The sequence below is a fragment of the Actinomyces sp. oral taxon 897 genome (genome assembly GCF_002999235.1).
GTDB lineage: Bacteria > Actinomycetota > Actinomycetes > Actinomycetales > Actinomycetaceae > Actinomyces.
This window is the reverse complement of record NZ_CP027236.1, coordinates 2,933,175-2,956,113: the sequence shown is the minus strand read 5'-3', so window position 1 is coordinate 2,956,113 and position 22,939 is coordinate 2,933,175. Positions and strand designations below refer to the sequence as shown.

General features: G+C 73.0%; 21 protein-coding genes and 3 tRNA genes. 11 read left to right on the top strand and 13 right to left on the bottom strand.

The features are described 5' to 3' along the window. Nucleotides 1–738 precede the first annotated feature (738 nt). The 4 genes from C3V41_RS11665 to C3V41_RS11650 all read left to right on the top strand — a co-directional run bounded on the left by C3V41_RS11665 (nt 739) and on the right by C3V41_RS11650 (nt 3,052). Nucleotides 739–1,074, top strand: coding sequence for a hypothetical protein (locus C3V41_RS11665; RefSeq protein ID WP_106110388.1), 336 nt, complete (start codon nt 739–741; stop codon nt 1,072–1,074). A 299-nt stretch (nt 1,075–1,373) separates the two neighbouring features. Then, complete coding sequence (locus C3V41_RS11660; RefSeq protein ID WP_217350941.1) at nt 1,374–1,877, top strand: hypothetical protein; 504 nt, start codon at nt 1,374–1,376, stop codon at nt 1,875–1,877. Then, entirely contained in the window at nt 1,874–2,422 is a 549-nt protein-coding gene (locus C3V41_RS11655) for a DUF6036 family nucleotidyltransferase (protein WP_106110387.1), read from the top strand. The genes C3V41_RS11660 and C3V41_RS11655 overlap by 4 nt, the downstream gene beginning before the upstream one ends. Nucleotides 2,423–2,656: 234 nt before the next feature. Further along, entirely contained in the window at nt 2,657–3,052 is a 396-nt protein-coding gene (locus C3V41_RS11650) for a hypothetical protein (RefSeq protein ID WP_106110386.1), read from the top strand. An 870-nt stretch (nt 3,053–3,922) separates the two neighbouring features. Here C3V41_RS11650 and C3V41_RS11645 read toward each other — a convergent pair. The 3 genes from C3V41_RS11645 to C3V41_RS14305 all read right to left on the bottom strand — a co-directional run bounded on the left by C3V41_RS11645 (nt 3,923) and on the right by C3V41_RS14305 (nt 5,653). Then, on the bottom strand, nt 3,923–4,213 hold the full coding sequence (locus C3V41_RS11645; protein ID WP_106110385.1) for a hypothetical protein: 291 nt from the start codon (nt 4,211–4,213) through the stop codon (nt 3,923–3,925). Beyond that, nucleotides 4,206–4,472, bottom strand: a complete 267-nt coding sequence (locus tag C3V41_RS11640) for an antitoxin VbhA family protein (protein ID WP_106110384.1) — start codon at nt 4,470–4,472, stop codon at nt 4,206–4,208. Before C3V41_RS11640 ends, C3V41_RS11645 begins: the two co-directional genes overlap by 8 nt. A gap of 236 nt (nt 4,473–4,708) precedes the next feature. Further along, complete coding sequence (locus C3V41_RS14305) at nt 4,709–5,653, bottom strand: TetR/AcrR family transcriptional regulator (RefSeq protein WP_106110383.1); 945 nt, start codon at nt 5,651–5,653, stop codon at nt 4,709–4,711. Nucleotides 5,654–5,748: 95 nt separating this feature from the next. Here C3V41_RS14305 and C3V41_RS11630 point away from each other — a divergent pair, with 95 nt between their 5' ends. Together C3V41_RS11630 and C3V41_RS11625 are read left to right on the top strand one after the other, a co-directional pair. Continuing rightward, nucleotides 5,749–6,762 (top strand): ABC transporter ATP-binding protein, encoded by a 1,014-nt coding sequence (locus C3V41_RS11630; RefSeq protein WP_106110382.1) that lies wholly within the window; start codon nt 5,749–5,751, stop codon nt 6,760–6,762. 69 nt (nt 6,763–6,831) lie between these two features. Continuing rightward, entirely contained in the window at nt 6,832–7,629 is a 798-nt protein-coding gene (locus C3V41_RS11625) for an ABC transporter permease (RefSeq protein WP_106110381.1), read from the top strand. Nucleotides 7,630–7,736: 107 nt separating this feature from the next. Here C3V41_RS11625 and C3V41_RS11620 read toward each other — a convergent pair whose 3' ends face one another. From C3V41_RS11620 to C3V41_RS11580, 9 genes are all read right to left on the bottom strand, one after another. Beyond that, a complete protein-coding gene (locus C3V41_RS11620) occupies nt 7,737–9,317 on the bottom strand; it encodes a DEAD/DEAH box helicase (protein WP_106110380.1) in 1,581 nt (526 codons plus the stop codon). A 237-nt stretch (nt 9,318–9,554) separates the two neighbouring features. Then, entirely contained in the window at nt 9,555–10,232 is a 678-nt protein-coding gene (locus tag C3V41_RS11615; RefSeq protein ID WP_106110379.1) for a hypothetical protein, read from the bottom strand. A gap of 517 nt (nt 10,233–10,749) precedes the next feature. Further along, entirely contained in the window at nt 10,750–12,057 is a 1,308-nt protein-coding gene (locus tag C3V41_RS14050) for an AEC family transporter (protein ID WP_254423596.1), read from the bottom strand. 19 nt (nt 12,058–12,076) lie between these two features. Then, on the bottom strand, nt 12,077–13,150 hold the full coding sequence (locus C3V41_RS11605) for an endonuclease/exonuclease/phosphatase family protein (protein WP_106110378.1): 1,074 nt from the start codon (nt 13,148–13,150) through the stop codon (nt 12,077–12,079). Between the two features lie 8 nt (nt 13,151–13,158). Further along, a complete protein-coding gene (gene msrB, locus C3V41_RS11600) occupies nt 13,159–13,665 on the bottom strand; it encodes a peptide-methionine (R)-S-oxide reductase MsrB (RefSeq protein ID WP_254423595.1) in 507 nt (168 codons plus the stop codon). 52 nt (nt 13,666–13,717) lie between these two features. Then, a complete protein-coding gene (locus C3V41_RS11595) occupies nt 13,718–15,682 on the bottom strand; it encodes a mechanosensitive ion channel family protein (RefSeq protein ID WP_129591606.1) in 1,965 nt (654 codons plus the stop codon). 156 nt (nt 15,683–15,838) lie between these two features. Next, a tRNA-Phe gene (locus C3V41_RS11590) sits at nt 15,839–15,914 on the bottom strand. A 47-nt stretch (nt 15,915–15,961) separates the two neighbouring features. Then, nucleotides 15,962–16,035, bottom strand: a tRNA-Asp gene (locus C3V41_RS11585). A gap of 32 nt (nt 16,036–16,067) precedes the next feature. After that, a tRNA-Glu gene (locus tag C3V41_RS11580) sits at nt 16,068–16,143 on the bottom strand. 236 nt (nt 16,144–16,379) lie between these two features. On the opposite strand from C3V41_RS11580, the gene C3V41_RS11575 reads away from it, so the two are divergent. The 5 genes from C3V41_RS11575 (at nt 16,380) to C3V41_RS11555 (ending at nt 21,514) form a co-directional block, all read left to right on the top strand. Next, complete coding sequence (locus C3V41_RS11575) at nt 16,380–18,386, top strand: ABC transporter transmembrane domain-containing protein (protein WP_106110377.1); 2,007 nt, start codon at nt 16,380–16,382, stop codon at nt 18,384–18,386. Continuing rightward, on the top strand, nt 18,383–20,119 hold the full coding sequence (locus tag C3V41_RS11570; RefSeq protein WP_106110838.1) for an ABC transporter ATP-binding protein: 1,737 nt from the start codon (nt 18,383–18,385) through the stop codon (nt 20,117–20,119). Before C3V41_RS11575 ends, C3V41_RS11570 begins: the two co-directional genes overlap by 4 nt. 158 nt (nt 20,120–20,277) lie before the next feature. Beyond that, a complete protein-coding gene (locus C3V41_RS11565) occupies nt 20,278–20,745 on the top strand; it encodes a phage holin family protein (RefSeq protein ID WP_106110376.1) in 468 nt (155 codons plus the stop codon). Next, the gene (locus C3V41_RS11560; protein ID WP_106110375.1) at nt 20,742–21,083 is read left to right on the top strand and encodes a hypothetical protein; all 342 of its coding nucleotides are present in this window, start codon (nt 20,742–20,744) and stop codon (nt 21,081–21,083) included. Before C3V41_RS11565 ends, C3V41_RS11560 begins: the two co-directional genes overlap by 4 nt. 221 nt (nt 21,084–21,304) lie before the next feature. Further along, nucleotides 21,305–21,514, top strand: coding sequence for a DUF3073 domain-containing protein (locus C3V41_RS11555; protein WP_106110374.1), 210 nt, complete (start codon nt 21,305–21,307; stop codon nt 21,512–21,514). A gap of 246 nt (nt 21,515–21,760) precedes the next feature. Here C3V41_RS11555 and purM read toward each other — a convergent pair whose 3' ends face one another. Continuing rightward, a complete protein-coding gene (purM, locus tag C3V41_RS11550; protein ID WP_106110373.1) occupies nt 21,761–22,930 on the bottom strand; it encodes a phosphoribosylformylglycinamidine cyclo-ligase in 1,170 nt (389 codons plus the stop codon). Nucleotides 22,931–22,939 lie beyond the last annotated feature (9 nt).

Here is a 22,939-nt window from a genome sequence, read left to right as displayed (position 1 = left end):
CTGCCGGGCGCCACCCCGACCAGGTCACCAATCAGGCTGCCGAGGCAGTCACGATCTGTCGCGGCCAGTCGGCGGTGCGACCGCAGTGCCACCGAGCGGGCGCCGGGTCGGCAGTGAGGGAAACCGGGGTCTGGTAGACTTCAGGACCGTTGGAATCCCAAGGATCCCCAAGGATAACCCCGCGCCAGCTGGGATAATCCGATCGACCGCAACTGGGTCGTGCCCGCCTCGGCGATAACCCCGCGCGAGCTGGGATAATCCGCCCAACTACGTAGCCCTGGTACGGCCCTGGGGCTAACCCCGCGGCGGGGATGATCCGAGCTGGGAGCAGGGCCGCAACCCAGTCCCGGAGCTAACCCCGCGCGAGCTGGGATAATCCGGCGAAGAGCCAGGCAACTATCTTGCGGAGCCAGCTAACCCCGCTTGCGCGGGGATGGTCCCCGGCCGTCGAGCGCGACGGTGACACGCGTGTCGCTAACCCTGTGCAAGCGGGGATGATCCGGTGTAGAGTCAGCTGCGAAGCGGGGATTCCCCCTGGACCAGCCTTGAAATAAGAGGCCGATGTCCTCGGAAGAGGCATCTATGAACGCCCGGGAATGGGCCCCGCTTCACTGACCTTGAGCAAGCGGGGATGATCCGGTGCTTTGTCTGTGCTCTCCCAGAGCGGGGACCAGGTAGACGAGGTCGTGGTTCTCCTCCCGGACGACCAGGAGCTACACCGGAGACGTGATGAGTGACATGGACACCGATGACTGGGATACCGGCACCGAGTACACGCTGTACATCGGCTCCGGCCCCACGCGCGCCCAGGTCGCCAGCGTCCTTGAGGGCCACTTCACACGAGACGGTGACATCACCGCCTGGTGGGACGTCGAGGACAACTTCCCCGAGGTCGCCGCTCTGGGCTACCCGCTCGTGGTCGACGTCGATGGCTACCCCGGTCCTAAGGCGACGCGAGCTGTTCTGGCAGAGCGCCTCAGGGTCCCGATCGAGAATGAGATCACCATCGAGGACATCATCGATCCGAGTATCCCTCCCCCGACCGCCGAGGCTGTCGCAATATTCGGCGTCTGACCGGCTTCGAGGCGATTACGACCCCGGAGGCGGCTGACACCTATGTCTCCGCGCACCTGCCCGCCAGCTACACCGACGCCCTGACCAGCGCCCGGGATCTGGTCGAGGGCGGTCCCTGCCCTGGGCCCCCTCGGGACCAGGCACTCCCGGGACCAGGCCGAGAAGCCCGCAATACCCTGCCTCGGGTACCCTCGAGGACTAGGAGAAACCCCGGCGTCCTGAGACCCCGACGGGTGCTCTGCCTCGGGTACCCTCGGGGACCAGGAGAGCGTCGGGACCGTAACCACCAGGAGGGGATCGTGGGAGTGGCAGAGGGTGACCGGGGAGGGTTCCTCAGTGTCGGTGAGCTCATCGCCCTGGCCAGGACCGCCCCTGAGCCCCGGCTCGTCCCGGACGAGCGGGGTATGGTCCACACCGCCGCCGGCAACGCGGCCTGGTGCCCGGCCATGCTGGCCCGTGGCGACACTCTGGACGACCTGTGGCGCTTCTGCGTCCTGCAGACCCTGGACGACTACACCTCCACCCTGCGCTGGGGCGGGGCCCAGGAGGCCGCTCGGGTCTTCGCCGAGGAACCGGCCCCCACCGGCGCCCAGCAGGTCGACGCCGCCCTGGCGGCCCTGGCCGAGCACCTCGCCGAGCGCGACGGCTGGGAGGCCCCCGCCTGGGCCGGGGACCCCGCGCGTACCACCACCTGGTACCCCGACCTGCTCGAGATGGATCGCCACGAGGCCACGCACCACGGCCCTAAGGCCTTCCGCCGCCACGGCGTGTTCATCACCCACCGGGCCCTGGGGCGAGCATGACCACCCGCACCGGGCCGGACCTGACCACCGACGACATCCGCGCCCTCCTGACCGAGCTGTCCGACCGCCTGGCCGCCCGGGGTCAGAGGGCCCAGCTGTTCGTCGTGGGCGGGGCGGCCATGGCCCTGGCCTACGACACCACCCGCACCACCCGCGACCTGGACGCGGTCTTCAGGCCTGGCTCCGTCGTACGCGAGACCGCCGAGGTCATCGCCCTGGCGCACGGGCTCCAGAGGGACTGGCTCAACGACGCCGCTAAGGGGTTCATGCCCGGCACCGACAAGTCCCCACGCACCGTCCTCAGGTCCGAGTCGCTCCTGGTCCAGGTCCCCTCACCGGAGTACCTGCTGGCCATGAAGATCTTCTCAGGACGCGGCCAGCGCGACACCGACGACGCCGTCCGCCTGTTCGACGCCGCGGGGTACACCTCCGTCGAGCAGGTCATTGAGCTCCTGGAGCGCACCTACCCCGCACGCCTGCTCCTGCCCCGCCACCGGTACATCGCCTACGAGGTCGCCGAGAGGGCCCAGGCCGCCCGCACCTGACGGGCCCGCTGCCACATGCCCCACCCGGCCAGCGGCGCACGCCCGCCGGGTGATGGGGCCGGGCAGTGTAGCCCTGTGAGTCGTCCTGGGGCGAGTGGTAGCCACCTGCCTGTGGAGCGCCTGGTCCCATGGGCCTGGCCTGTCCACAGGGGGTGGCGGCCCGGTGGCGGGGTGGGTGAGGATGGTGGTGTCCGCCCGTGGGGGCGGGCCCGGGGAGTTTCCGAGGAGGCTGGTATGGGTGTCGAGGATGAGGACCTGGTGGCGGCGGGGGCGTGCCCGTGGGTGCGGGGGCTGATCGCCACCGTCCTGGTCACGGGGTGGGACGGGCAGGACCGGGAGCGTGCGGGGCGGGCCGCGGTCCTGTCCCGGGTCCTGTGGGGGGTCCTGTCGGGCCCGCCGGTGGTGGTGCCGCCGGTGGAGCGGGCCGAGGCGTGGGGCGTGGTGGAGGACGTCGAGAGCCTGGTCGAGCTGCTGGGGTCGTGCCCCGGGGGGCTGGGTGTGGTGGACGCCGCCCGCCTGGCCGGGGCGCGGGTAGCCCTGGCCGAGGAGGCCCGGGCCGAGGCGGTCTTCGAGGCCCTGGAGCGCAGGGCGGTGCGCGAGTCCCTGGGCGCCGCCCCGTGGGACCGGTAGATGGTGGTGGACACCGGTGGGAGGGTGGGACATAATGGTGGGGACCCACCCGGCGGCAACCGGATGGGTCCCGAGGGGCTCAGGCCCCGAGGATCTCGAACAAACGGATCAGGACCCCGGCGACGGCTGCGAGCGCGCTAACGATCTCGCACCACGTCGGGGTCCTGCGCTGTCCTGGGCCCCTGGGAGCCGCGTGGCGCGGCGGACGCTGGCGCACAGTCCCCTCACCTCCTTCCGGTGGATCGACGCCCCGTCGAACAAACGGGAGGTGTCGGGGGTGATCCGCCTCAAGGAAGGCCTGCCCATCATCGCACGGGGCCGTGGTGCCCGTGGCCCACGTGGTGGTGGCGCCAGGCGGGGTGTGGTCAGCACGGACGAGTGCCTCCGCCGGGGCCCGGCCCTGTAGCAGGCCCCGGACCGTGGCCGCCGGTGACCGGGTAGTGGACGCGTGTGATCATGGTGGGACATAATGGTGGGGACCCACCCGGCGGCAACCGGATGGGTCCCTTGGCGGGCGGTTTCAGCTGAGCCACCTGCCGAGGGCATCCACAAGGACACTGACGGCCCGGACCAGGCGAGCGATACTGTTCAGGATCTCGCTCACCTTCCGGGCCGTTCCCTTGCCCCTGTGGCTCCTGCCTCGCGGCTTGGACACGGCCCCCACCTCCTCCCTGGCTCCTAGGCCTCCCCGGCAAGGACACTGGGTGTTCCGGGAGGAGGTGCCGGAGAAGGCCCCCTGAGTATGCCACGTCGTGGGGGCCGGTCTTATACCGGCCTCCGGCGGGGGCGGGCGTGCTCGGTGATGGCGCGCTCGGACAGGCCCTGGGCGTGCATGGCACGACTCGATGACCAGGACTAGGGGCACCCGTCCTACAGGGTCGGGCCCCGGCCGGTGCGACGTGCGCCGGGGCCGGGTGGCCCGGCGGCTGGCGAGGCGCCCCGGGTGGGGCCCGGGCGCCGCTGGTCGGGTGGGGGCGTGACCAGGGCGGGGTCGAGGCGCAGCTGGTGGGCGCGGTAGCGGGCCAGGGGGTACTCGGCAGCGGCCAGGCGCTCGTCGTCGCGCTCACCCAGGAGGTTGCGCAGCGTCCCCTGGACGACGCCGTCGGCGTGCTCGAGCGTCTCGGGGTAGAAGTACTCACGCCAGCCGGACTGCTCAGCCACGAGCGGCAGGCGCCGAGGCGCGGTCGGCCGCACGTCGGGCGGTGGCCTGGTCGCGGTAGCGTTGGACGAGCTCGTCCAGGGTGGTGGTGCCGGCCGTGAGGGCCAGGTAGTCCTCGACGTCGGCGCGGTTGGGTACCCAGCCCTCGTGCCAGTTGACGGCCAGGCCCTCAATGAGCTCCTCGCGCTCGGCCGGGCTCAGCGGCTCGAACAGGTCAGGCCACCACAGGTCGGGACGGAAGGGGAAGTACGGGTCACTCACGGGCGGTCCTCCTCGCAGCGAGCGTACCGCACCACGCGCGTACCCGGAGAGCCTCAGTGGGTGTATGCCGTACGCAGCCCAGAGGCCGTTCGGGGCTGCCGACTCACTCAGGGCGCCTGGGGCGCACCCAGGTACGGTCTCACGCCCAGCCCCGGAGCCAACTCACGCCCAGGACGCCTAGGACGCACGGGTCCAGGCGCCGTCTCCGCTACCCCGACCCGGCAGCCGCGCAGGCCTCAGGGCCGTCCGCCGCGCTCCTCCTCCCCGGCCGCCCGGACCGCGAGCGCCTGGGCGACGCGCTCGCGGATGACCCGGTGGTGGAGGGCCGTCTCCCCCTCCCCGTCAGAGGCGGGTTCCGCCCCCGCCGCCCGCCCCGGCTCCAGCAGCCTGAGTATCCCCGCCTGCAGGAGGGACTGGTCGAGGGCGGTGCTGCCGGCCAGGGACAGGACGGCTGCCCCCTGGTCCAGGGCGGCCAGGAGCGCCCCGAGCTGCTCGCTGGTGAGGGGGTCCTCCGTCTTCCCGCTTCCCACGTCCTCTGCCGGGTCCCTGGTCCTGGCACCGGCCTCCCCGGGCCTGGCCCCATCGGGTCTGGTCCCACCGGCCCCGGCACCGGCCTCCCCAGCCCCGGCCTCCGTGGCCTCAGTCTCCTCGGTCCCGGGCCTGGTACCGCTGGCACCGGCCCCCGTCTTCGTGACCTCAACATCCCCGGTCCCGGCGTCCGAGGCGTCTGCCGCCTGGTCGGCCGAGGCGCGGCGCGAGGACTCCACGACGGCGGCGTAGAGGCCGACCACCTGGTCGAGCCGCTGCGCGACCTGCTCGCTGAGGTGCTCGTCGCGGGCGGCCACCGCAATGAACTCCAGGCTGGCCAGGGCGAAGCCCTTAATGGCCGCGGCGATCTCGTCATTGCCGGAGATGTCCACCGGGGCCTGGTCGTAGGCGTTCCAGCCACGGGACATGGAGTCCTCGATGTTCTTGTCCAGGACCGCCAGGAACAGCTCGGCCTTGCCTGCGAAGTTGGAGTACACGGCCCCCTTGGAGAAGCCTGCGGCCCGGGCGATCTGGTCGAGCCGGGCCCCGTGGTAGCCGTCCTCGGCGAAGGCCGCGCGTGCGGCGAAGACGATGGCCTCGCGGGTCTGTCTCTGCCGGTCGCGCCTGCTGATCGGATCGGGAAGGTCGGTCACCTCTTGATCGTAGGGGCAGGTCCACCGGTTGCGCTCCCTCTCAGATTCAGATACTCTCGGTATCTACATACTGAGAGTATCTGAAAGGTGGTCCTATGTCCTCAGCCGCCCTGAGCATCACCGGTCTGACGCGCCGTTTCGGCGACGTCGTAGCCAACAACGACATCACCCTGACCATTGAGCCAGGCACCGTCCTGGGCCTGCTGGGTCACAACGGCGCGGGCAAGACCACGCTCGTCTCCCAGGTCGTGGGCCTGCTGCGCCCCCACGCCGGGTCCATCCACGTGGGTGGCGTCGACGCCGTGGCCGACCCCGCCGCCGCCCGCCGGGCCGTGGCCATCCAGCCGCAGACCCAGACCCCCATTGACGGCCTCACCCCCAGGAACGCCGTCGAGATCACCGCGCGTCTGCGAGGCCTGAGCCCGGCGCAGGCCCGCGCCGCGTCCCTGGCGGTGGCCGAGGAGCTCGGCTACACCCCCTGGCTCACCCGCCGGGCGCTGCCCGAGGGCGGGGGGCTGTCCGGCGGGATCCGGCGCCTGGTCGGCTTCGCCATGGCCGCCGTCGCCCCCACGCCTCTGCTGGTCCTGGACGAGCCCACCAACGACGTCGATGCCGCCCGCCGTCGCCTGCTGTGGGACGCGGTACGCCGTCGGGCCGACGCCGGGGCAGGCGTGCTGCTGGTCACCCACAATGTCGTCGAGGCCGAGTCCATTATCGACGAGCTGGTCATCCTCGACCACGGTCGGGTGGTGGCCAGCGGCTCACCGGCACGTCTGCGCGGGGAGGCCACCGGCCTGCGCCTGGAGCTCCACCTGGCCCCCGGCTCGGCCGACCCGACCGGCCTCGGCGAGACGGCTGCGGCCCCCGCCACGCCCCCCGTCCCCACGACGCCCCTGCGTACGGTGCGTGCCGGACGGCGGGTCCTGCTGACTATCGTCCCCGACGCCGCCGCAGCCTGCGTCACCTGGGCCACGGCCCTGCGCGAGGAGGGGGTCATTGAGACCTACGCGATCAGCCCCGCCACCCTGGAGGACGCCTACCTGGCCCTGACCTCCGAGGACGGTGCCGAGGACGACGAGGCGGCAGGACCGGGGCGCAGGGCCGCTTAAGGGCGCTGGCGTCGGCCACGGCCGACCGCTACCTCCATACATACCACCACAATCAAAAGGAGAATCTTCATGTCCGCACAACCCGTCGCAGTACCCAGCAGCACCCTCCATCCTCTCCGTGTTAGCGCCTGGACCTGCTACACCATGATCCTGCGCTGGAACCTGGGGTCGCTGGGCCCCATGCTGCCCCTGGTCGTCGTCGTCCAGGCCCTCCTGGCCGCGGGGGTCGTCATCGGCTTCGGCATGCTCATTCCCAATATCGACGCCGACACCAGCGGGACCGCCCTGTTCCTGTCCACCGGCGCCCCCACGGTACTGCTCATGACGGTGGGGCTGGTCATAGTGCCCCAGGCCGTGAGCATGGCGCGGGCCAACGGCACCTTCACCTACCTGCGCTCCCTGCCCGTCCACCGGGGGATCCTGCTGGCCGCCGACCTGACCATGTGGCTGGCGGTGGCGCTGCCCGGGGTGGCGGTGGCCGTGGTGGTGGCCCGGCTGCGCTTTGACCTGACGCTGGACGTCAACTGGCCGCTGCTCGTATCCACCTCGTTCCTGGTCGCCCTCATGGCGACGTCGGTGGGCTACGCGATCGCGGTGAGCCTGGCCCCCACGCTGGCGCAGCTGCTCACGCAGATCCTGGTCTTCTTCGTCATGCTCTTCTCCCCCGTCACCTTCCCTGTCTCCCAGCTGCCGGGCTGGTTCCAGACGGTGCACGACTGGCTGCCGGTGCGCCCTGCCGCCGACCTGCTGCGCTCCGGCCTGGCCTCACAGGCCTACGTGGCCTCCGCACGTGACCTGGTGGTCCTGCTGGTATGGACGACGGTCGGACTCGCCATCACCCTGCGGGCCCTGACCCGCCGGGCCTGACGGCCCGCACGCGTCTGGCGGGGGCGGGCGGCTCAGCGCGCGGGGCGGGCGTCACCCCTGCCGACGAGCAGGCCGTCCAGGCGGCGGGTCAGCGCGGGGCGGGCGGCTCAGCGTCCGCCGCGCCGGCTGTGGTACTGGGGGCGCGCACCGCCCTGCCTGGCGCCACCTCGGCGACCGGCCTCACCCCGGCCGGCACCAGCCTGGTTGGCCCCTGCCCGCCCGTGCCAGGAGGTACGCCCCCCACCGGCACGACCGCCCGCGCGTGAGGCTCCCGTCCCGGAGCCGGACCGTCCCCCGGGATGGGTCCGGCCCTTGGCGGGCCCGGCTGCCTGAGGACCGTCCTGGGAGCGGGGAGCGCCGCCGGCCGGGCGCTGGCCGTGCCCCGGGCCCGCGTGGTGGGCGCCCCGGCCCGCAGCACGTACCCCCCGACCGGATGGGGCGTGCGCACTCTTGCCCGCGCGCGTACCACCGCCGGGGCCCTTAACGGCCACGCCCTGGGGCATGTCGGCGACAGCCAGCGTCGGGGCGACCTGCCCCACGAGCCGGGACACGGTCTCGTCCTCGGGGCGGACCCGCTCGATCTCGGCGCGGATACGGGCCCTGTTGAGCAGGACCTGGACGTCGTGCCTCTGCTCGGGCAGGACCAGGGTGACCACGGTCCCCTCCGCCCCGGCGCGGGCGGTGCGCCCGGAGCGGTGCAGGTAGGCCTTGTGCTCGGCGGGCGGGTCCACGTGGACCACGAGCTCGACGCCGCTGACGTCAATGCCGCGCGCGGCGATGTCGGTGGCCACCATGACGTGGACATCCCCGCTGGAGAAGGCCCGCATGGCCCGCTCACGCGCGTTCTGGCTCATATTGCCCTGGAGCTCGACGGCGGGCACGCCCGCCTGGACGAGCTTGCGGGCCAGGCGGCGCGCCAGGTGCTTGGTGCGGGTGAACAGGATGCGCTGACCGGTCCCGGAGGCCAGGCGGTGCACCAGGGCGTCCTTGGCGGCCTTGTCCGCCACCTGCCACACGCGGTGCTCCATGGCCGCCACCGGGCTGGAGGCCGGGTCGACGGCGTGGTGGAGCGGGTCGTGGAGGAACTCCTTGACCAGGGTGTCCACCCCGTTGTCCAGGGTGGCCGAGAACAGGAGGCGCTGGCCGCCGGCCGGGGTGGCACGCAGGATACGGCGCACGCTGGGCAGGAAGCCGAGATCCGCCATGAGGTCGGCCTCGTCAATGACGGTGGTCTCCACCTCGTCAAGGTGGACCAGCCCCTGGCCCATAAGGTCCAGGAGCCTTCCGGGACAGGCCACGACGACGTCGACCCCCTTGGCCAGGGCCCTCTCCTGGGGCTTCTGGCTCACGCCCCCGAAGATGGTGGTGACTCCCATATCCACCACGCGGGCCAGGGGCTCAATGACCTCGGCGATCTGGAGGGCGAGCTCACGGGTGGGGGCCAGGATCAGGCCAATGGGGTGACCGGGGCGGGCCTTGTCCTGCTGCGCCAGGCGCTGGACCAGGGGCAGGGCGAAGGCCAGGGTCTTACCGCTGCCGGTACGTCCGCGCCCCAGGACGTCGCGCCCGGCGAGGGTGTCGGGCAGGGTGGCGGTCTGGATAGGGAAGGGAGCGGTGAAGCCGCGGGCCGCCAGGGAGGCGCTGAGGTCGGCGTCCACGCCCAGGTCGGCAAAAGTCTGAGATGTCATCGGTACCCTATTGTCCCCCGCACCGCACCGGGGTACCACCAGTGGTGCCAGATGTCACGCCCAGCAGGCAGGCCGTCGGGAGACCGCACTCACGACCACGCAGGGGCCTCCCGACCCGCCCGGGCACACACCACGAGGACCAGGTGGGCAATAGCTTCTGCCTACATGATCGTCGTTATACGCGCCCGCGCAGGCCGGGAGGCCCCGCGGAAGGGTGTAGGCCCTCTAGCTTCTTGGTCAGAAGTTGTTGACCCAGGCCTCACGATGCTGGGAGAAGAAGCTCAGGGGCTCGTAGATGACCACGAACTGCCCGCCAGCGGCGATGTCGGCTTCAAAGCAGACGTCACCGGTCGTACTACCGCCGTCAATGAGCTTGCCAGCCGACAGCATGTTGTCGCTGCCAAACAACGAGCTGTTGTCAATAGTCCCGGAGGGGAGCAGCATGCTGAGCTCAAGGAGGTTGAAGTCGATCTCCTTGCCGGAGGAGTTCTGAATGGTGACGGTGGTGCAGGCAGTCTGCTTAAAGGTCGAGTCACCGGCCTCCAGCGGGGTGGACGTAATGGTCACGCCCTTGGCGGTGATGGACTCGCCCGCGTTCACCGCCACGTCGCCCTTCTTGATCCCGTTGTAGGTGGTCGTGGACTGAGGGTCGCCTGAGCCGTCCTTGCTGCCGGGCTCGGGCTTCTTGGAGTCGCCGTTCGCGGCGGACTCCGCACCGGCCGACGTACCGGAGTCGGCGGTGGGATCAGACTTCTTGGAGCCGTCGCCCGTGGCCTGGACGGCGATGATCAGGACAATGATCACGGCGAGGACAATGAACCATTTCTTCTTCCAGAAGGGCTTCTTCTCAGGAGGCGCCTGGACGTAGACGACCTGTGGCTGCTGAGACGAGTCGGGCTGGGTGGGCTGGGCCATGACATACTCCTTGTCACTGTGAGCCGCCGGGGAGGGATGCGCTGAACGATCCCCCCCCCAGCCGTCCTGCGCAAGTCTTTTTTTGGGGTCTTCCGGCGTCGCAGGAGCCTCCTGTAGTCACGTTTTTATAACGTGTCGCGCCCTCACGGCCGCCGCCTTCCCGGGGAGGGCGTCCAGGGACGGAAAAAATTGATTTCGTCGTCCTGGGACACAAGGTCAAGAGGCTTTCCCTATAGGTCCCAAGAGCCTGCGTCCTCGCAGGTAAGACCCCATGCCGGGGGGCGGACCGAGGGGGCGGGCGATCACGGGCGCGAGGAGCCCCCGAGACGTAGCGGGTGCTGGCCCCCGCATTAGGGTGCGGATGATCCCGGGCGCGGGGCCCTCGGCCGTCCTCGGGGGGTCGCAAGCCGTCGGGATGGGCGGCCGATCACGGGCGCGAGGCCCTCACCTGCCAGAACACGCAGTCCCCGGGGCAGCTGGCGACACGTCCTCGGCAGGCCCCCGCGCCCCGGCCGTCTCACCGCAGGAGCGCCGTCGCCAGGAGCACCACGGGGACGAACCCGGCAGTAGTCAGCAGGACGGCGTCGCGCGCCAGGGACACGCCGCGCTCGTAGCGGGAGGCGTACATAAAGACGTTCTGGGCGGTAGGCAGGCTCGCGGTCGTCACAGGGACCAGCAGCTCCGCCCCACGCAGCCCCAGGAGGCTGCCGACCAGTATCGCCAGAAGCGGGCAGACGAGAAGCTTCCAGCCCACGGCGCACCACAGGGCCAGCTCCTCGGGGCCGCGCACCGGCCGCCCGTACCCGTCCGGCCTGCCGCGCCTGCCTGAGTACGCCGCTCCACCCCCGTCGCCCGCCTGCCCCGGGGCCGGAGGGGCTGGCGCAGGTGCCGGTGCTGCCCCGGGGAGCCCGGCGGCGTCGGGCACGTGGGCGGCACTTCCGGACAGTCCGGTGGCGTCGGACGAGTGGGCGGCGCTCCCAGGCGGTCCGGGCGCTTCCCCGGAGGGCCCGGGCTCCCGGCCTGGGCCAGCAGAGGCCGGGGGCACCACCACCCCGCCGCGGCGCGAGGCCCGGGAGTCGGCCAGGGACAGACCTAGCGCCAGCATCATGAGGGGCACGGCCGTACGGCCCAGGAGGTCGAGGACCGCCTGGACGTGCCCTCCCCCCAGGTGCTCCAGGTCCACGCCCGCGACATTGACCAGTACCCCGGACAGGACCCCGACCAGGAGCGGGTTGCGCGCCGGGGCCGTCAGGCGGGCCCGACGTGAGGACCACGCGCCCGGACGTGAGGACCGTCTTTCACCCGGCTGCATGCCCGTGCCGCCCAGGGCTCCCCCGGACCCCACCGTACCCGGCGCCGTCGTCCCACCCTGGCCGGGGCCAGCGGTGACCCAGTCCAGGAGGGCGAAGGACACCGGCGTGATCACCAGGAGCTGGAGGAGCAGGACGGCGGCCACGGGCGTGGTGTCGCCCAGGACCAGGAGGGCCACGGGGATGCCGAGGTTCGCGGCGTTGACGTAGGAGCAGGCCAGGGCCCCGATGACCGCGTCGGCAGCCGGACGCCGCAGGACCAGCCGCTGGAGGAGGGCGGCCCCGGTCACGGCCACCAGCTCGGTGCAGACGACCGCGGCCGTCCGCCCCGAGGCCACCGCGCCCAGGTCGGCGCGTCCCAGGGTGGTGGCCAGGAGGGCGGGGGTAGCAGCCCAGAAGGCGATCCGGGTCAGGACGCGGTCCGAGCCGACGGGCACGGCACCCGTGCGTCCCAGCACCCAGCCCACGGCAATGACCACGCCGAAGACGCCCAGCCCGCCCAGGACCTCACCCACGGCCCGGCCTCCTCACGGCTCAGGCCCCCACCGTCTCCAGGTCCACCCAGGTGGCGGCGTGGTCGGAGACCAGGAGGGTCGTACTCCCCCAGTCCCGGGCGACCAGGTGCACCCCGGGGGACGGGGCGCCAGCGGGCGCACCATCCACGCCTGGCACCGCACCCGCGGCACCCGGCACCACACCACCCACGCCCGACCAGCCCGCACCACCCGCGTCCCGGGGCCCCGGCACCAGGGGCCGGCCGTGGGCGTCCAACGGCCAGGGGTCGGTGAGGACGTGGTCGATACGGTAGCGGGGGCCGTCAGCAGGGTAGGTGGGGCCCTCCCCCAGGAGGCGGCCCACGCCCAGGGAGCGGACCTCCTCAGGACGCAGGTTGAGATCCCCCGCCAGGGCGTGGGGACCCGGCAGGCGGGTCAGCGCGGCCCAGGCGCCGGCGAGCTGGGCGGCGGCCACGTCCGGGCGGGTGGCCAGGTGGGTGCTGCCGACGGCGAGACCACCGGCCCCGGGCAGGACCCCCGTCGGCAGGCTCACCTGCGCGGCGAGCAGGACCCGGGCGGTCGATGTCTCCAGGCGGTAGGAACGCGGGTCCAGGGCCGCACGGAGCCGGCCCCGGCCCGCCGCCCCACCGCGGCGCGTGAGCAGGGCGGGTCCCCGTCCGAGCCTGCGCACGTGCCAGGCGGCCACGGGGTAACGGCTGATCAGGGCGTTGCCGAAACCGGCCAGGGGGCGTCCGGCGGCCGCGAGCGCCGGGCCCAGGACGTCGTCACCGCGTCTCGTAAGGCCGGAGCGCCGGGGGCGACGGCGCAGCCCGGTGACGCCGCCGGCGTAGGTGGCGGCGAGGCGGTGGTGGGTCCATCCCAGGGCCGAGGCGAGCTCGGCGACCTGGTTGAGGCGGCCCGAGCGGGCCTGCCCCAGGTCCACCTCCTGGAGGGCGATGACGTCAGGCCCCAGGGCGGCCAGCTGCCCGGCCAGGGCGACCAGGACCTCGCGGGCCGCCCGGGGGTCCCGGGGGTCGGCACCCGGGCCTGCGGGGGCCGGGGCGAGCGCACCGAGCTGGGCGTGCTGGAGGTTGAGGGTCAGCAGGCGCAGCACGTCGTCCCTCAGGCCTGGCCCACGTCCTGGGCGGCGGGCGGGTCGTCGGGCCGGGGGCCGGGGGAACGGCGCGGGGCGTCGTCGGGCCGGGCCCCTGCCTCCTGGAAGGTCAGGCTCACGGAGTTCATGCAGTAGCGCTGGCCGGTGGGGGTGTGGGGGGCGTCGTCGAACACGTGGCCCAGGTGGCTGCCGCAGGTGGCGCAGCGCACCTCGGTGCGTACCATGCCGTGGGAGGTGTCCCGGGTCAGGGTGACGGCGCTGGAGGCGGCCGGGTCGTAGAAGGAGGGCCAGCCGCAGTGGGAGTCGAACTTGGTGGTGGAGCGGAAGAGCTCGGCGCCGCAGCCGCGGCAGCGGTAGACGCCCTCGCGGTGCTCGTCCAGGAGGTCCCCGGTGAAGGGCCGCTCGGTACCGGCCTCACGGAGCACGTGGTACTCCAGGGGGCTCAGCAGGCGCCTCCACTGGGCGTCGGTACGGGCGATCGCGGCTGGGTCCAGGGCGGGCTGGTTGTCTGTCACGGTCCCATAGTGGCGTGGCGGGCCTGCCGCGCGCGAGTCGACAGCCACGGGCTCAGGACTCGGGGTCCCGGCCCGCTCCCCACCTCCGGGCCGGGCGCCCGTCCCCCCTGGGCAGGATGGAGGTGCGGCGGGGCTCCTCGGCACCCCTGCGCGGCTGCGTCGTGCCGCCGGGGTGGGCCGCGGCTGGCGGGGTGGCGGCGCTGGGGTCGGCGGGGACGGGGGTGGTGATAATGGTGTCGTCCTCCCCCCGGCTGGCGGCAGCCTGCGGGCTGGTGGCGTCCTGGGCCTCCTGCGGCCTGGCACCCTGCTGGTCGGCGTCCTGGCCGGTGGTCGGCTGCGCGTCGTGCGGGCTGGTCCCGGTGTCGGCCGGGGAGGTGCTGTCCCCCGGGGAGGCGGGACGTGTCGTGCCGTGCGCGACGGCGTCGGTCGGGGAGGCGGTGACGGCGGGCATCTCCCGGGTCCTGGCCTGTTCCAGGAGCGCCTTGCTCTCCGCCCCGCTCATGACCTCGGTCTCCTGGAGGACGTCGTCCGGGCCGTCCTCCTCCGCCCCCGGGCGGATGAGGCGCTGGAAGGCGCTGCGGCGGCGCTTGGCGTCACGACGCTGCTTGCGCGCCAGGGAGGCGCGCCAGGAGGAGGCGCGCACCCGGGCGGCCTCAATGGGATCCTCGCTGACGGGGGCCGCCGCGTCCTCCGGCTCGGGGAGGATCTGCGGGACCGGGCCGCCGCCGCCCGGGGAGGACAGACGGGCGAGCTCCTCGGCCAGCCGGGCGACCTTCTCGGGGGTGGGGTCGGCGGAGACCTGCACGGTGTCCACCTCCACGCGGGTGCGGGGCAGGGCGTAGGCGGCCTCGGTCTGGAGCCAGGCCACCAGCTCCTCGCGGACGTGGTTCTTCAGGCTCGCCACCGCACCCGGGTTGGGGCCGGAGACGGCTACGCGCACGGTGACGTACTGGGTGGAGGTGTCAATGACGTCGAGGCTGGCCTCCCGCCCGTCCCAGCCCGGGGTCGCCGCCAGGACCTGGTGGAGCTGAGAGCGCAGCGCGGAGACCGGCACCCTCCAGTCCAGGGACATGGTCAGCGACCCGGTGACCTGGTTGCCGCGGCGCGACCAGTTGGCGAAGGGGTGCTCGGTGAAGTACTTGGAGGGCAGGATGAGCCGGCGGTCGTCCCAGATGTGGACCACCACGTAGGTCAGGGTGATCTCCTCGATATTGCCGTTCTCCCCCTCCACCACGACGATGTCGTCCACGCGGATGGCGTCGGTCATGGCCAGCTGGATGCCGGCGAAGACGTTGCCGAGCATGGACTGGGCCGCCAGTCCGGCGATGACGGAGATGAGTCCGGCGGAGGCCAGGAGGCTTCCCATGGCCACGCGAGCGGCCGGGAAGGTCATGACGGCACCGACGATCCCGCAGATGACGATAATGACCTCGGCCACGCGCCGCAGGATCTGCGCCTGGGTGGTCACGCGCCGGGCCCGGCCCTGGTCGCTGTTCTCACGGGCGTGGCTGACGGTGGTGTCCTCCACCACCCGCACGATCCCGGTGCCCAGCCAGGCGAAGGAGGCCACGACGGCCAGCAGGAGGGAGTGGGTGACCATGGAGGCCCACTTGGGGGTGGCCACCTCGGCCTCCAGGCCGGCGATCCAGACCTGGGCGGCGATGTAGGCGCCGCTGGTGGCGCCGGTGGCGTACAGGGGCAGGTGGCAGTGGTGGGAGAAGCTCAGCCACATGGGCTGACGCCGTCCCATCCTGCGGGCGACAATGAGCACCAGGATCCCGACGACCAGGCCGATGAGCGCCCCTACCAGCAGGTGCCAGGCCAGGGTGAGGGCGTCCACCGTCACCTCGGCCACCTCCGCGACCGTCTTGACCGCGTTGCTGGTGCTGGTGGGTGTGGGGGTCGGCGCGGGCACGGGACCGGACCCGTCCGTGCCCGATCCGGGTGTGGGGGTGGCGGTCAGGAGAAGAGGGACGGACCAGGAGGGTGGGACGGCGGACAGCAGGCTGGCGACCATGGGCTCACCCTAGGGGCCGGGGGCAGGCCCCCGGCGCAGGCCTCGCCCGGGTCTAGGACACACCGGGCCGGTGCGTGACCCAGCACATACGCCACCGCGCCCCGGCGCACGCGCCACACAGTGAAGGCCCCTGGATCCTTGTGGGTTCCAGGGGCCTGGTGGCTCCGACCGGCGTCGATCCGGTGACCTTTCGATTTTCAGTCGAACGCTCTACCAACTGAGCTACAGAGCCGTGGGACGAGACCGGCCCGATCACTGCTGACCGGGCCGACCAATCCGCGACCTCGACGGGACTTGAACCCGCGACCTCCGCCGTGACAGGGCGGCGCGCTAACCAACTGCGCCACGAGGCCATTGATATGAAACTGTGCTCCACTGGCACGGATGGTACCCCCAACGGGATTCGAACCCGTGCTACCGCCGTGAAAGGGCGGGGTCCTGGGCCGCTAGACGATGGGGGCCAGAAGCCCTTGGCGTTGCCGCGCCTGGAACGGGTAGAACACTAAGGGTCCGGAATCGGGAAGCGCAAATCGATCTCACGTGACACCGCTCACGGCCCGCCTCGGGCGGGACGGGACCGCTGCGACCGGGCCCGGGGAGGGCCGGGGCCGTTACCGGGCCCAAGGCCGCTGGCCGGGCGGGACAGGGCGGGCCGGGGCGACGCAGGGACACACCCCGGAGTAGCCTGCCAACCACGATGACGCCGCCTCGTACCACCCCGCCACCACGCCCGACCCCGCCCAGGGCACCGCGCCCGACGCCCTCCAGGCGTTACGAGCGCCTCCGCGTCCCGCAGACCTCGCCACGCTACCTGCCCCAGGCCGACGCACCCCTGCCCGAGCCCCCGGCCGACCCCGCGGGGCCCGACGCCGCCACCCGCGCCACCCGCCACCTCCTGGCCTGGCTGGCCCGCCGCAGCACCGGCATCCTCCTGGCCGCCACCCTGGCCGCCACCGTCGCCGCCGTCATCCAGGCCACCGTCCCCACCTTCCTGGGCCTGGCCCTGGACTCCGGGGTCGGTGACGGGCTGAGCCGGCGCGTGTGGCTGCTCAGCCTCACCCTCCTGGGGCTGTTCTGCCTCTACGCCGTCGCCGACACCATGGCCATGTACCTGGCCGCCCACGTGTGGATGCGGACGGCCTTCGACGTCCAGCGCCTCGTGGGGCGCCATGCCGCCCACGTGGGCGCCGCCCTGCCCCGCCAGGTCTCCACCGGGGAGGTCGCCGCCGTCGTGGCCGCCGACGCCGAGTCCATCGGCGTGTTCTACGAACGCCTCCCCCAGCTGATCGGGGCGGCCCTCTCCTTCCTGGTGGTGGCGGTCCTCATGCTGCGTACCTCGGTGACCCTGGGGCTCGTCGTCCTGGTGGGCATGCCCCTGACCGCCTGGATCACCACCCGCCTGGTCAGCCCCCTCCAGAGGCGCCAGAACGTCCAGCGCGAGGCCCAGTCCGCCCTCACCACCATCACCACCGACGCCGTCGCGGGCCTGCGCATCCTGCGGGGGATCGGCGGCGAGGAGGTCTTCGCCCGCCGCTACCGGGACGCCTCCCAGGAGCTGCGCCGCCGGGGCGTCGAGGTGGCCGGGGTCCAGTCCGTGCTCATGAGCCTCCAGGTGCTCCTGCCGGGCCTCTTCGTGGCGGTGGTCATCTGGGCCTCCGCGCGCCAGGCCCTGGCGGGTCACCTGAGCGCGGGCGGGCTGGTCACCTTCTACGGCTACACCGCCTACCTGTCCTGGCCCCTGTGGGTGTTCTCCGAGACGGTCCAGGAGCTGGCCCGCGCCCGCGTGGGGCTGCGCAAGCTCGCCCGGGTCCTGGCGGTGGCCCCGGCCGCGGGCAGCGCGGCCGAGCGTGAGGACCTCGACGCGACCTGCGCCGACCCTCTCACCGGGACGATCGTGGACGAGACCTCGGGACTGGTCCTGGCCCCCGGGGCCATGACCGCCGTGGTATGCGCGGACCCGGACGCCTCCGCCGCCCTGGCCACCCGCCTGGGCCGCTTCGACGACGGCCAGGGCCGGGTCACGCTGGCCGGGCGGCCCCTGACCGACATGCCCCTGGCGCAGGTGCGGGCCTCCGTGGTGGTGTCCGGGGCCACCGCCGAGCTCTTCACCGGGACCCTGCGCGAGGCCCTCGACGCCCGCCGCCCCCTGGGGGCCCGACCCTCAAGCCTCCTGGACCTCGTCCGCGCCGAGGCCTCCCGCGTCGGGGTGGCGGCCGCGGACCAGCAGGTCCACCAGGCCCCCGCCCACGCCGAGGGCGACGAGCGCCTCCTGGCCGCCCTGGAGGTGGCCGACGCCGGGGACGTCCTGTCCTCCCTGGAGGCGGGCCTGGCGGGCATGATCACGGAGAAGGGCCGGTCGCTCTCGGGGGGCCAGCGCCAGCGCGTGGCCCTGGCGCGGGCCCTCCTGACCGAGGCCCCCACCCTCGTCCTGGTGGAGCCCACCAGCGCCCTGGACTCCCACACGGAGTCCCGGGTCGCCCGACGCCTCCGCCGGGCCCGCTGCGGACGCACCACGGTGGTCGTCACCGAGTCCCCCCTGGTGCTGGAGGCCTGCGACGCCGTCGCTCTCCTGAGGGAGGACGGCACCGTGAGGACCACGGGGACCCACCGGGACCTGCTGGCCCAGGCCCGACGCGGCGACCCGGACGCCCTGGCCTACCGTGCCGTGGTCGCCCGGGCCGCTGGCGAGGAGGTGGAGGCCTGATGCTGCCCGTCGCCCCCGGCCCGGTGGCCCTGCGCAAGACCCTGGGCATCATGCTCTCCTACCGGTGGCGCCTCGCGGGGGTCCTCACCCTGCAGGTCGTCGCGGTCCTGTCCACCCTGGTGGCCCCCCAGCTCCTGGGGCGGCTCGTCACCCGCGTCTCGGGCGGGACCGCCACCACCGGCTACGTGGACCGGGTGGTGGGGGCCATTGTGGTGGTCACGGTGGCGGGCGCGGTCATCAACCGCTACGCCCAGATGCGGGCGCGCGTCCTGGGCGAGTCGGTCTTCGCCGACCTGCGCGAGCGCATGATGAACCGGGTGGTCCACCTGCCCCTGAGCGCCGTGGAGTCCGCGGGCACCGGGGACCTGGTGGGTCGCACCACCACGGACATCTCCCGTATCGAGTTCCTGGTGCGCACCGGCGTGCCGCAGATCCTGGTCTGCGTGGTCACCATCGTGCTCACCATCGTGGCGGCCACCGTCTCCAGCCCCCTCCTGGCCCTGGGGCTGCTCGTGGTGGCGCCACCGGTGTGGGGGATGATGCGCTGGTACCTGCCCGTGGCCATCCCCACCTACCGGGCGGGCTCCGCCGCGACGGCCCGTATCAACGGCACGGTGACCGAGACCGTCGAGCACGCCCAGACGGTGGACGCCCTGGCCCTGGGCCAGCGCCGTCAGGAGGCCGTGCAGAGGGCCGTGGCCGAGGCGTGGTCCCTGGAGCACCTGGGGGTCTGGCTGCGTCGTCGGCTGTACCTGGTCCTGGACGTGGCGTGGCGCGCCCCGGTGGTGGTCATCCTCCTGTGGGGCGCCTTCCTGGCCTCCCGGGGCGTGGTGGGCCTGGGCGCCATCACCACGGTGGCCCTCTACGCCATGGAGCTGCGCAAGCCGATCGGCCAGCTCATGTTCTGGATCGACCTGGTCCAGGTGGCCCAGGCCTCCCTGTCACGCATCCTGGGGGTGGAGGAGGTGGCACCGGACCGGGTCCCCACCGGTCAGGTGCCCCAGGGCACGCAGGTGCGCCTGGAGGGCGTGTGCTTCTCCTACCGGGAGGGCCACGAGGTCCTCCACGACGTGAGCCTGGACCTCGTGCCCGGGGAGCGGCTCGCCGTCGTCGGCCCCTCCGGGAGCGGGAAGTCCACCCTGGGACGCATGCTCGCCGGCATCAACCCGCCGACGTCCGGGACCGTGAGCGTGGGCGGGGTGAGCCTGACCGACCTGTCCGAGGCCGAGCTGCGACGCAACGTGGCCCTCATCACCCAGGAGCACCACGTGTTCTCCGGCTCCGTGGCGGACAACGTGCGCCTGGCCCGCCCCCAGGCCGACGCGGCCACGGTCACCGGCGCCCTGGAGGCCATTGGTGCCATGGACTGGGTGCGGGCCCTGCCCGAGGGCGTGGACACCCTCGTGGGCTCAGGGCACCTCGCGCTCTCCCCCGCCCAGGCCCAGGAGCTCGCCCTGGCCCGCCTGGTCCTCCTGGACCCCCACACCCTGGTCCTGGACGAGGCGACCAGCCTGCTGGATCCCCGGGCCGCCCGCGTCCTGGAGCGGACCCTGTCCACGACCCTGGCCGGGCGCACGGTGGTGGAGGTGGCGCACCGCCTCTACACCGCCGCCGACGCCGACCGTGTGGCCGTGGTCATGGACGGGCGGATCGTGGAGCTGGGCACCCACGACGAGCTCGTGGCGGCGGGCGGGGAGTACGCCTCCCTGTGGCGGGCCTGGAACCAGGGGTAGGCGCCCGGCCCGCCCCCGGCCCGCCCCCGGCGTGTCCCGGTCTCCGCCCGGCCCGGCCGGGGACGGGGCTGCACGTAGGGACCTGTTCGTGAGAACCTTGTGCCCATCACGCGCCCGGCCGCCCCGCGGCCGACCACCGTCACGTCAAAGGTTCGCAGATGAGTCAGCAGTCCCCCGCACCCCCGCACCCGCCACAGGACACTGCGCCCCAGCCCGGGCTCGGCGAGCTCCTCGCCCGGATGTCAGACAACATGATGGGGATCCTCCGCGGTGAGATCTCCCTGGCCAAGGCCAGGCTCCAGCGCCTGGCCAAGGTGGGCGGGCTCGGCGCCACCCTCCTGAGCGTTTCCGGGATCCTGTTCCTGTTCGCCCTGGGCTTCCTGCTGACCGCGGCCGCCCAGGCCCTGAGCCTGGTGCTGCCCGCGTGGGCCGCCTCCCTCATTGTGGTACTGGTCCTGCTCCTGGTCGCCATCCCCCTGGCCGTCACCGGTCTCAAGCGCCTGCAGCAGGCCAAGGCCCAGGCCGACGGCCTCAAGGACACGCCGGCCCAGCTGCGCGACGACCTCCAGGCCGTCAAGACGGCCGTGACCACGGGCCTGACCAGGGACAAGGAGAGCGACTCATGAGCACCACCCCAGCCGGACCGCCCTCGGGCCCCCAGGACGTCGAGGCCGACCTGGCCAGGCGCCGGGCCGCCCTGCTGGCCGACGCCCAGGCCCTGGGCGAGTTCATCGCCCCCGCCCACGTCAAGGCCATGGCCAGCGAGGCCGTCAGCAGCCGGGTCACCCGGATCCGCACCCGCGTCACCGAGGCCCTGAGCCCGCAGCGTCTCAAGGCCAGGGCCACCCGCCTGGTCGACGACGCGCGCGACGGCGACCCGGCCTCCCTGTCGCTCCTGACCGGCCTGGCCGCGAGCCTGGCGATCCTGAGCACCGTCGCCCTGGTCAAGGCCCTGCGCCGCTAGGACCTTCGTCCGGTGGCGGCCACCGGGCCCGGCGACCCACGGGTCGTCGGGCAGGGCGGTCTCGCCGTCGGGGCCCGTGCGTGCCGCGCGACACGTCCACGCCGGGGCCCATTGAATGGTGCATTCCGGGGCCAACGATGTACGGTAGCCCCACGACACATTTGCCCAGTGAGAGCGCGCCCACGTGCGCGCCAAGAGATACGTTGGAGGGGGTCGAGCCTATGGGGCGCGGCCGTCAGAAGGCCAAGGCGACCAAGGTCGCCCGCAAGCTCAAGTACTTCAGTCCCCAGACTGACTACGCGGCGCTGGAGCGCGAGCTCTCGACCTCGTCCGCGTCCTCCGGTCCGGACACTGACGAGGTCGACTACGAGGAGCTGGCCTCTAAGTATAACGTCGACGACGATGATTGGGGCGACCAGGGCAAACGCTAGCACCCTCTCCTAGGCCGTCTCGCACGACGAGGGCCGTGGGGTGCCGTGCGCCTGCGCGCCCCCGGGCCAGCCCGGGTAGGGGCCTGGCACCATGTGCCGCCCCCGCCCCGGGCCCCGCCAGGACCCACCGTGGCAGGGGCGCCGTGCCCTGGAGGTGCCCCCGGATCCCGTACCCGAGGCCCCTGGCCGTCCCGAGGAGGCGTCCTGGGACCCTGCCCCGGGCGGGCCCCGTCCCCGAAAGAGCCCTCAGGTGGTGCGGTAGGTGCCGTGGACGTCGACGGCCCCGCCGTCCACCCCCTTGGTGCCCGACACCACCCGGCCCCGGGGTACGTAGTCCGTCCCGGCGTGGACGGCCCCCAGGGTCCAGGCGGGGATCCCGGCGGCCCGCGAGGCGGCCAGGGCGTCATCGAGGGCCTCGGGCGCGACGACGGCGACCATGCCGACCCCCAGGTTGAGGGTCCCCTCCAGGTCGTCCCACGGCACCGAGCCCGCAGCCCGGACCACGTCGAAGACCGGTGGTACCGTCCAGGACCCCCGGTCCACGTCGGCTACCGTCCCGGCAGGCAGGACCCGGGCGAGGTTGGCGGCCAGGCCCCCGCCGGTGACGTGGCTCAGGGCCCGCACCCCCTCGCCGAGCCCCGGCTCGGCACCGGGGTCGTGCAGGGCCTGGATCATGCCCAGGCAGGCGGTGGTGTACAGGCGGGTGGGCTCCAGCAGCTCCTCGCCCAGGGTGCGTCCGAGCTCGGGGACTACCCGCCCCAGCTGCCAGCCGGCGTGCTCGATGACGCGCCGCACCAGGGAGTAGCCGTTGGAGTGCAGGCCGGAGGAGGCCATGGCCACCAGGACGTCACCGGGGCGCACGCGCTCGGCGCCGAGCACGCGGTCGGCCTCCACCACGCCGGTGGCGGCGCCGGCGACGTCGTACTCCTCGGGGCCCATGAGCCCGGGGTGCTCGGCGGTCTCCCCACCCAGCAGGGGGGTGCCCACGGCGGCGCAGGCGGTGGCCACGCCGCGGACGATGTCGGCGATGCGCTCGGGGACCACGTGGCCGCAGGCAATGTAGTCGGTCATGAGCAGGGGGCGGGCCCCGACCACCACAATGTCGTCCACCACCATGCCCACCAGGTCCGCCCCGATGGTGTGGTGGACGCCGAGGGCCTGGGCGATGGCGACCTTGGTGCCCACGCCGTCGGTGGAGGTGGCCAGCAGGGGACGGCGGTAGTCGCGCAGGGCGCTGACGTCCACCATGCCGGCGAACCCGCCCACCCCCCCGACGACGGCCGGGGTCATGGTGGCGGCCACGCTCGCCCTCATGAGCTCGACGGCGCGGTCCCCGGCGGCGGTGTCCACCCCGGCGGAGGCGTAGGTGATGCCCTGGCCAGGACGGTCGGGCGTCTTGGGGGAGGTCTGGCTCATGGGGGCTCC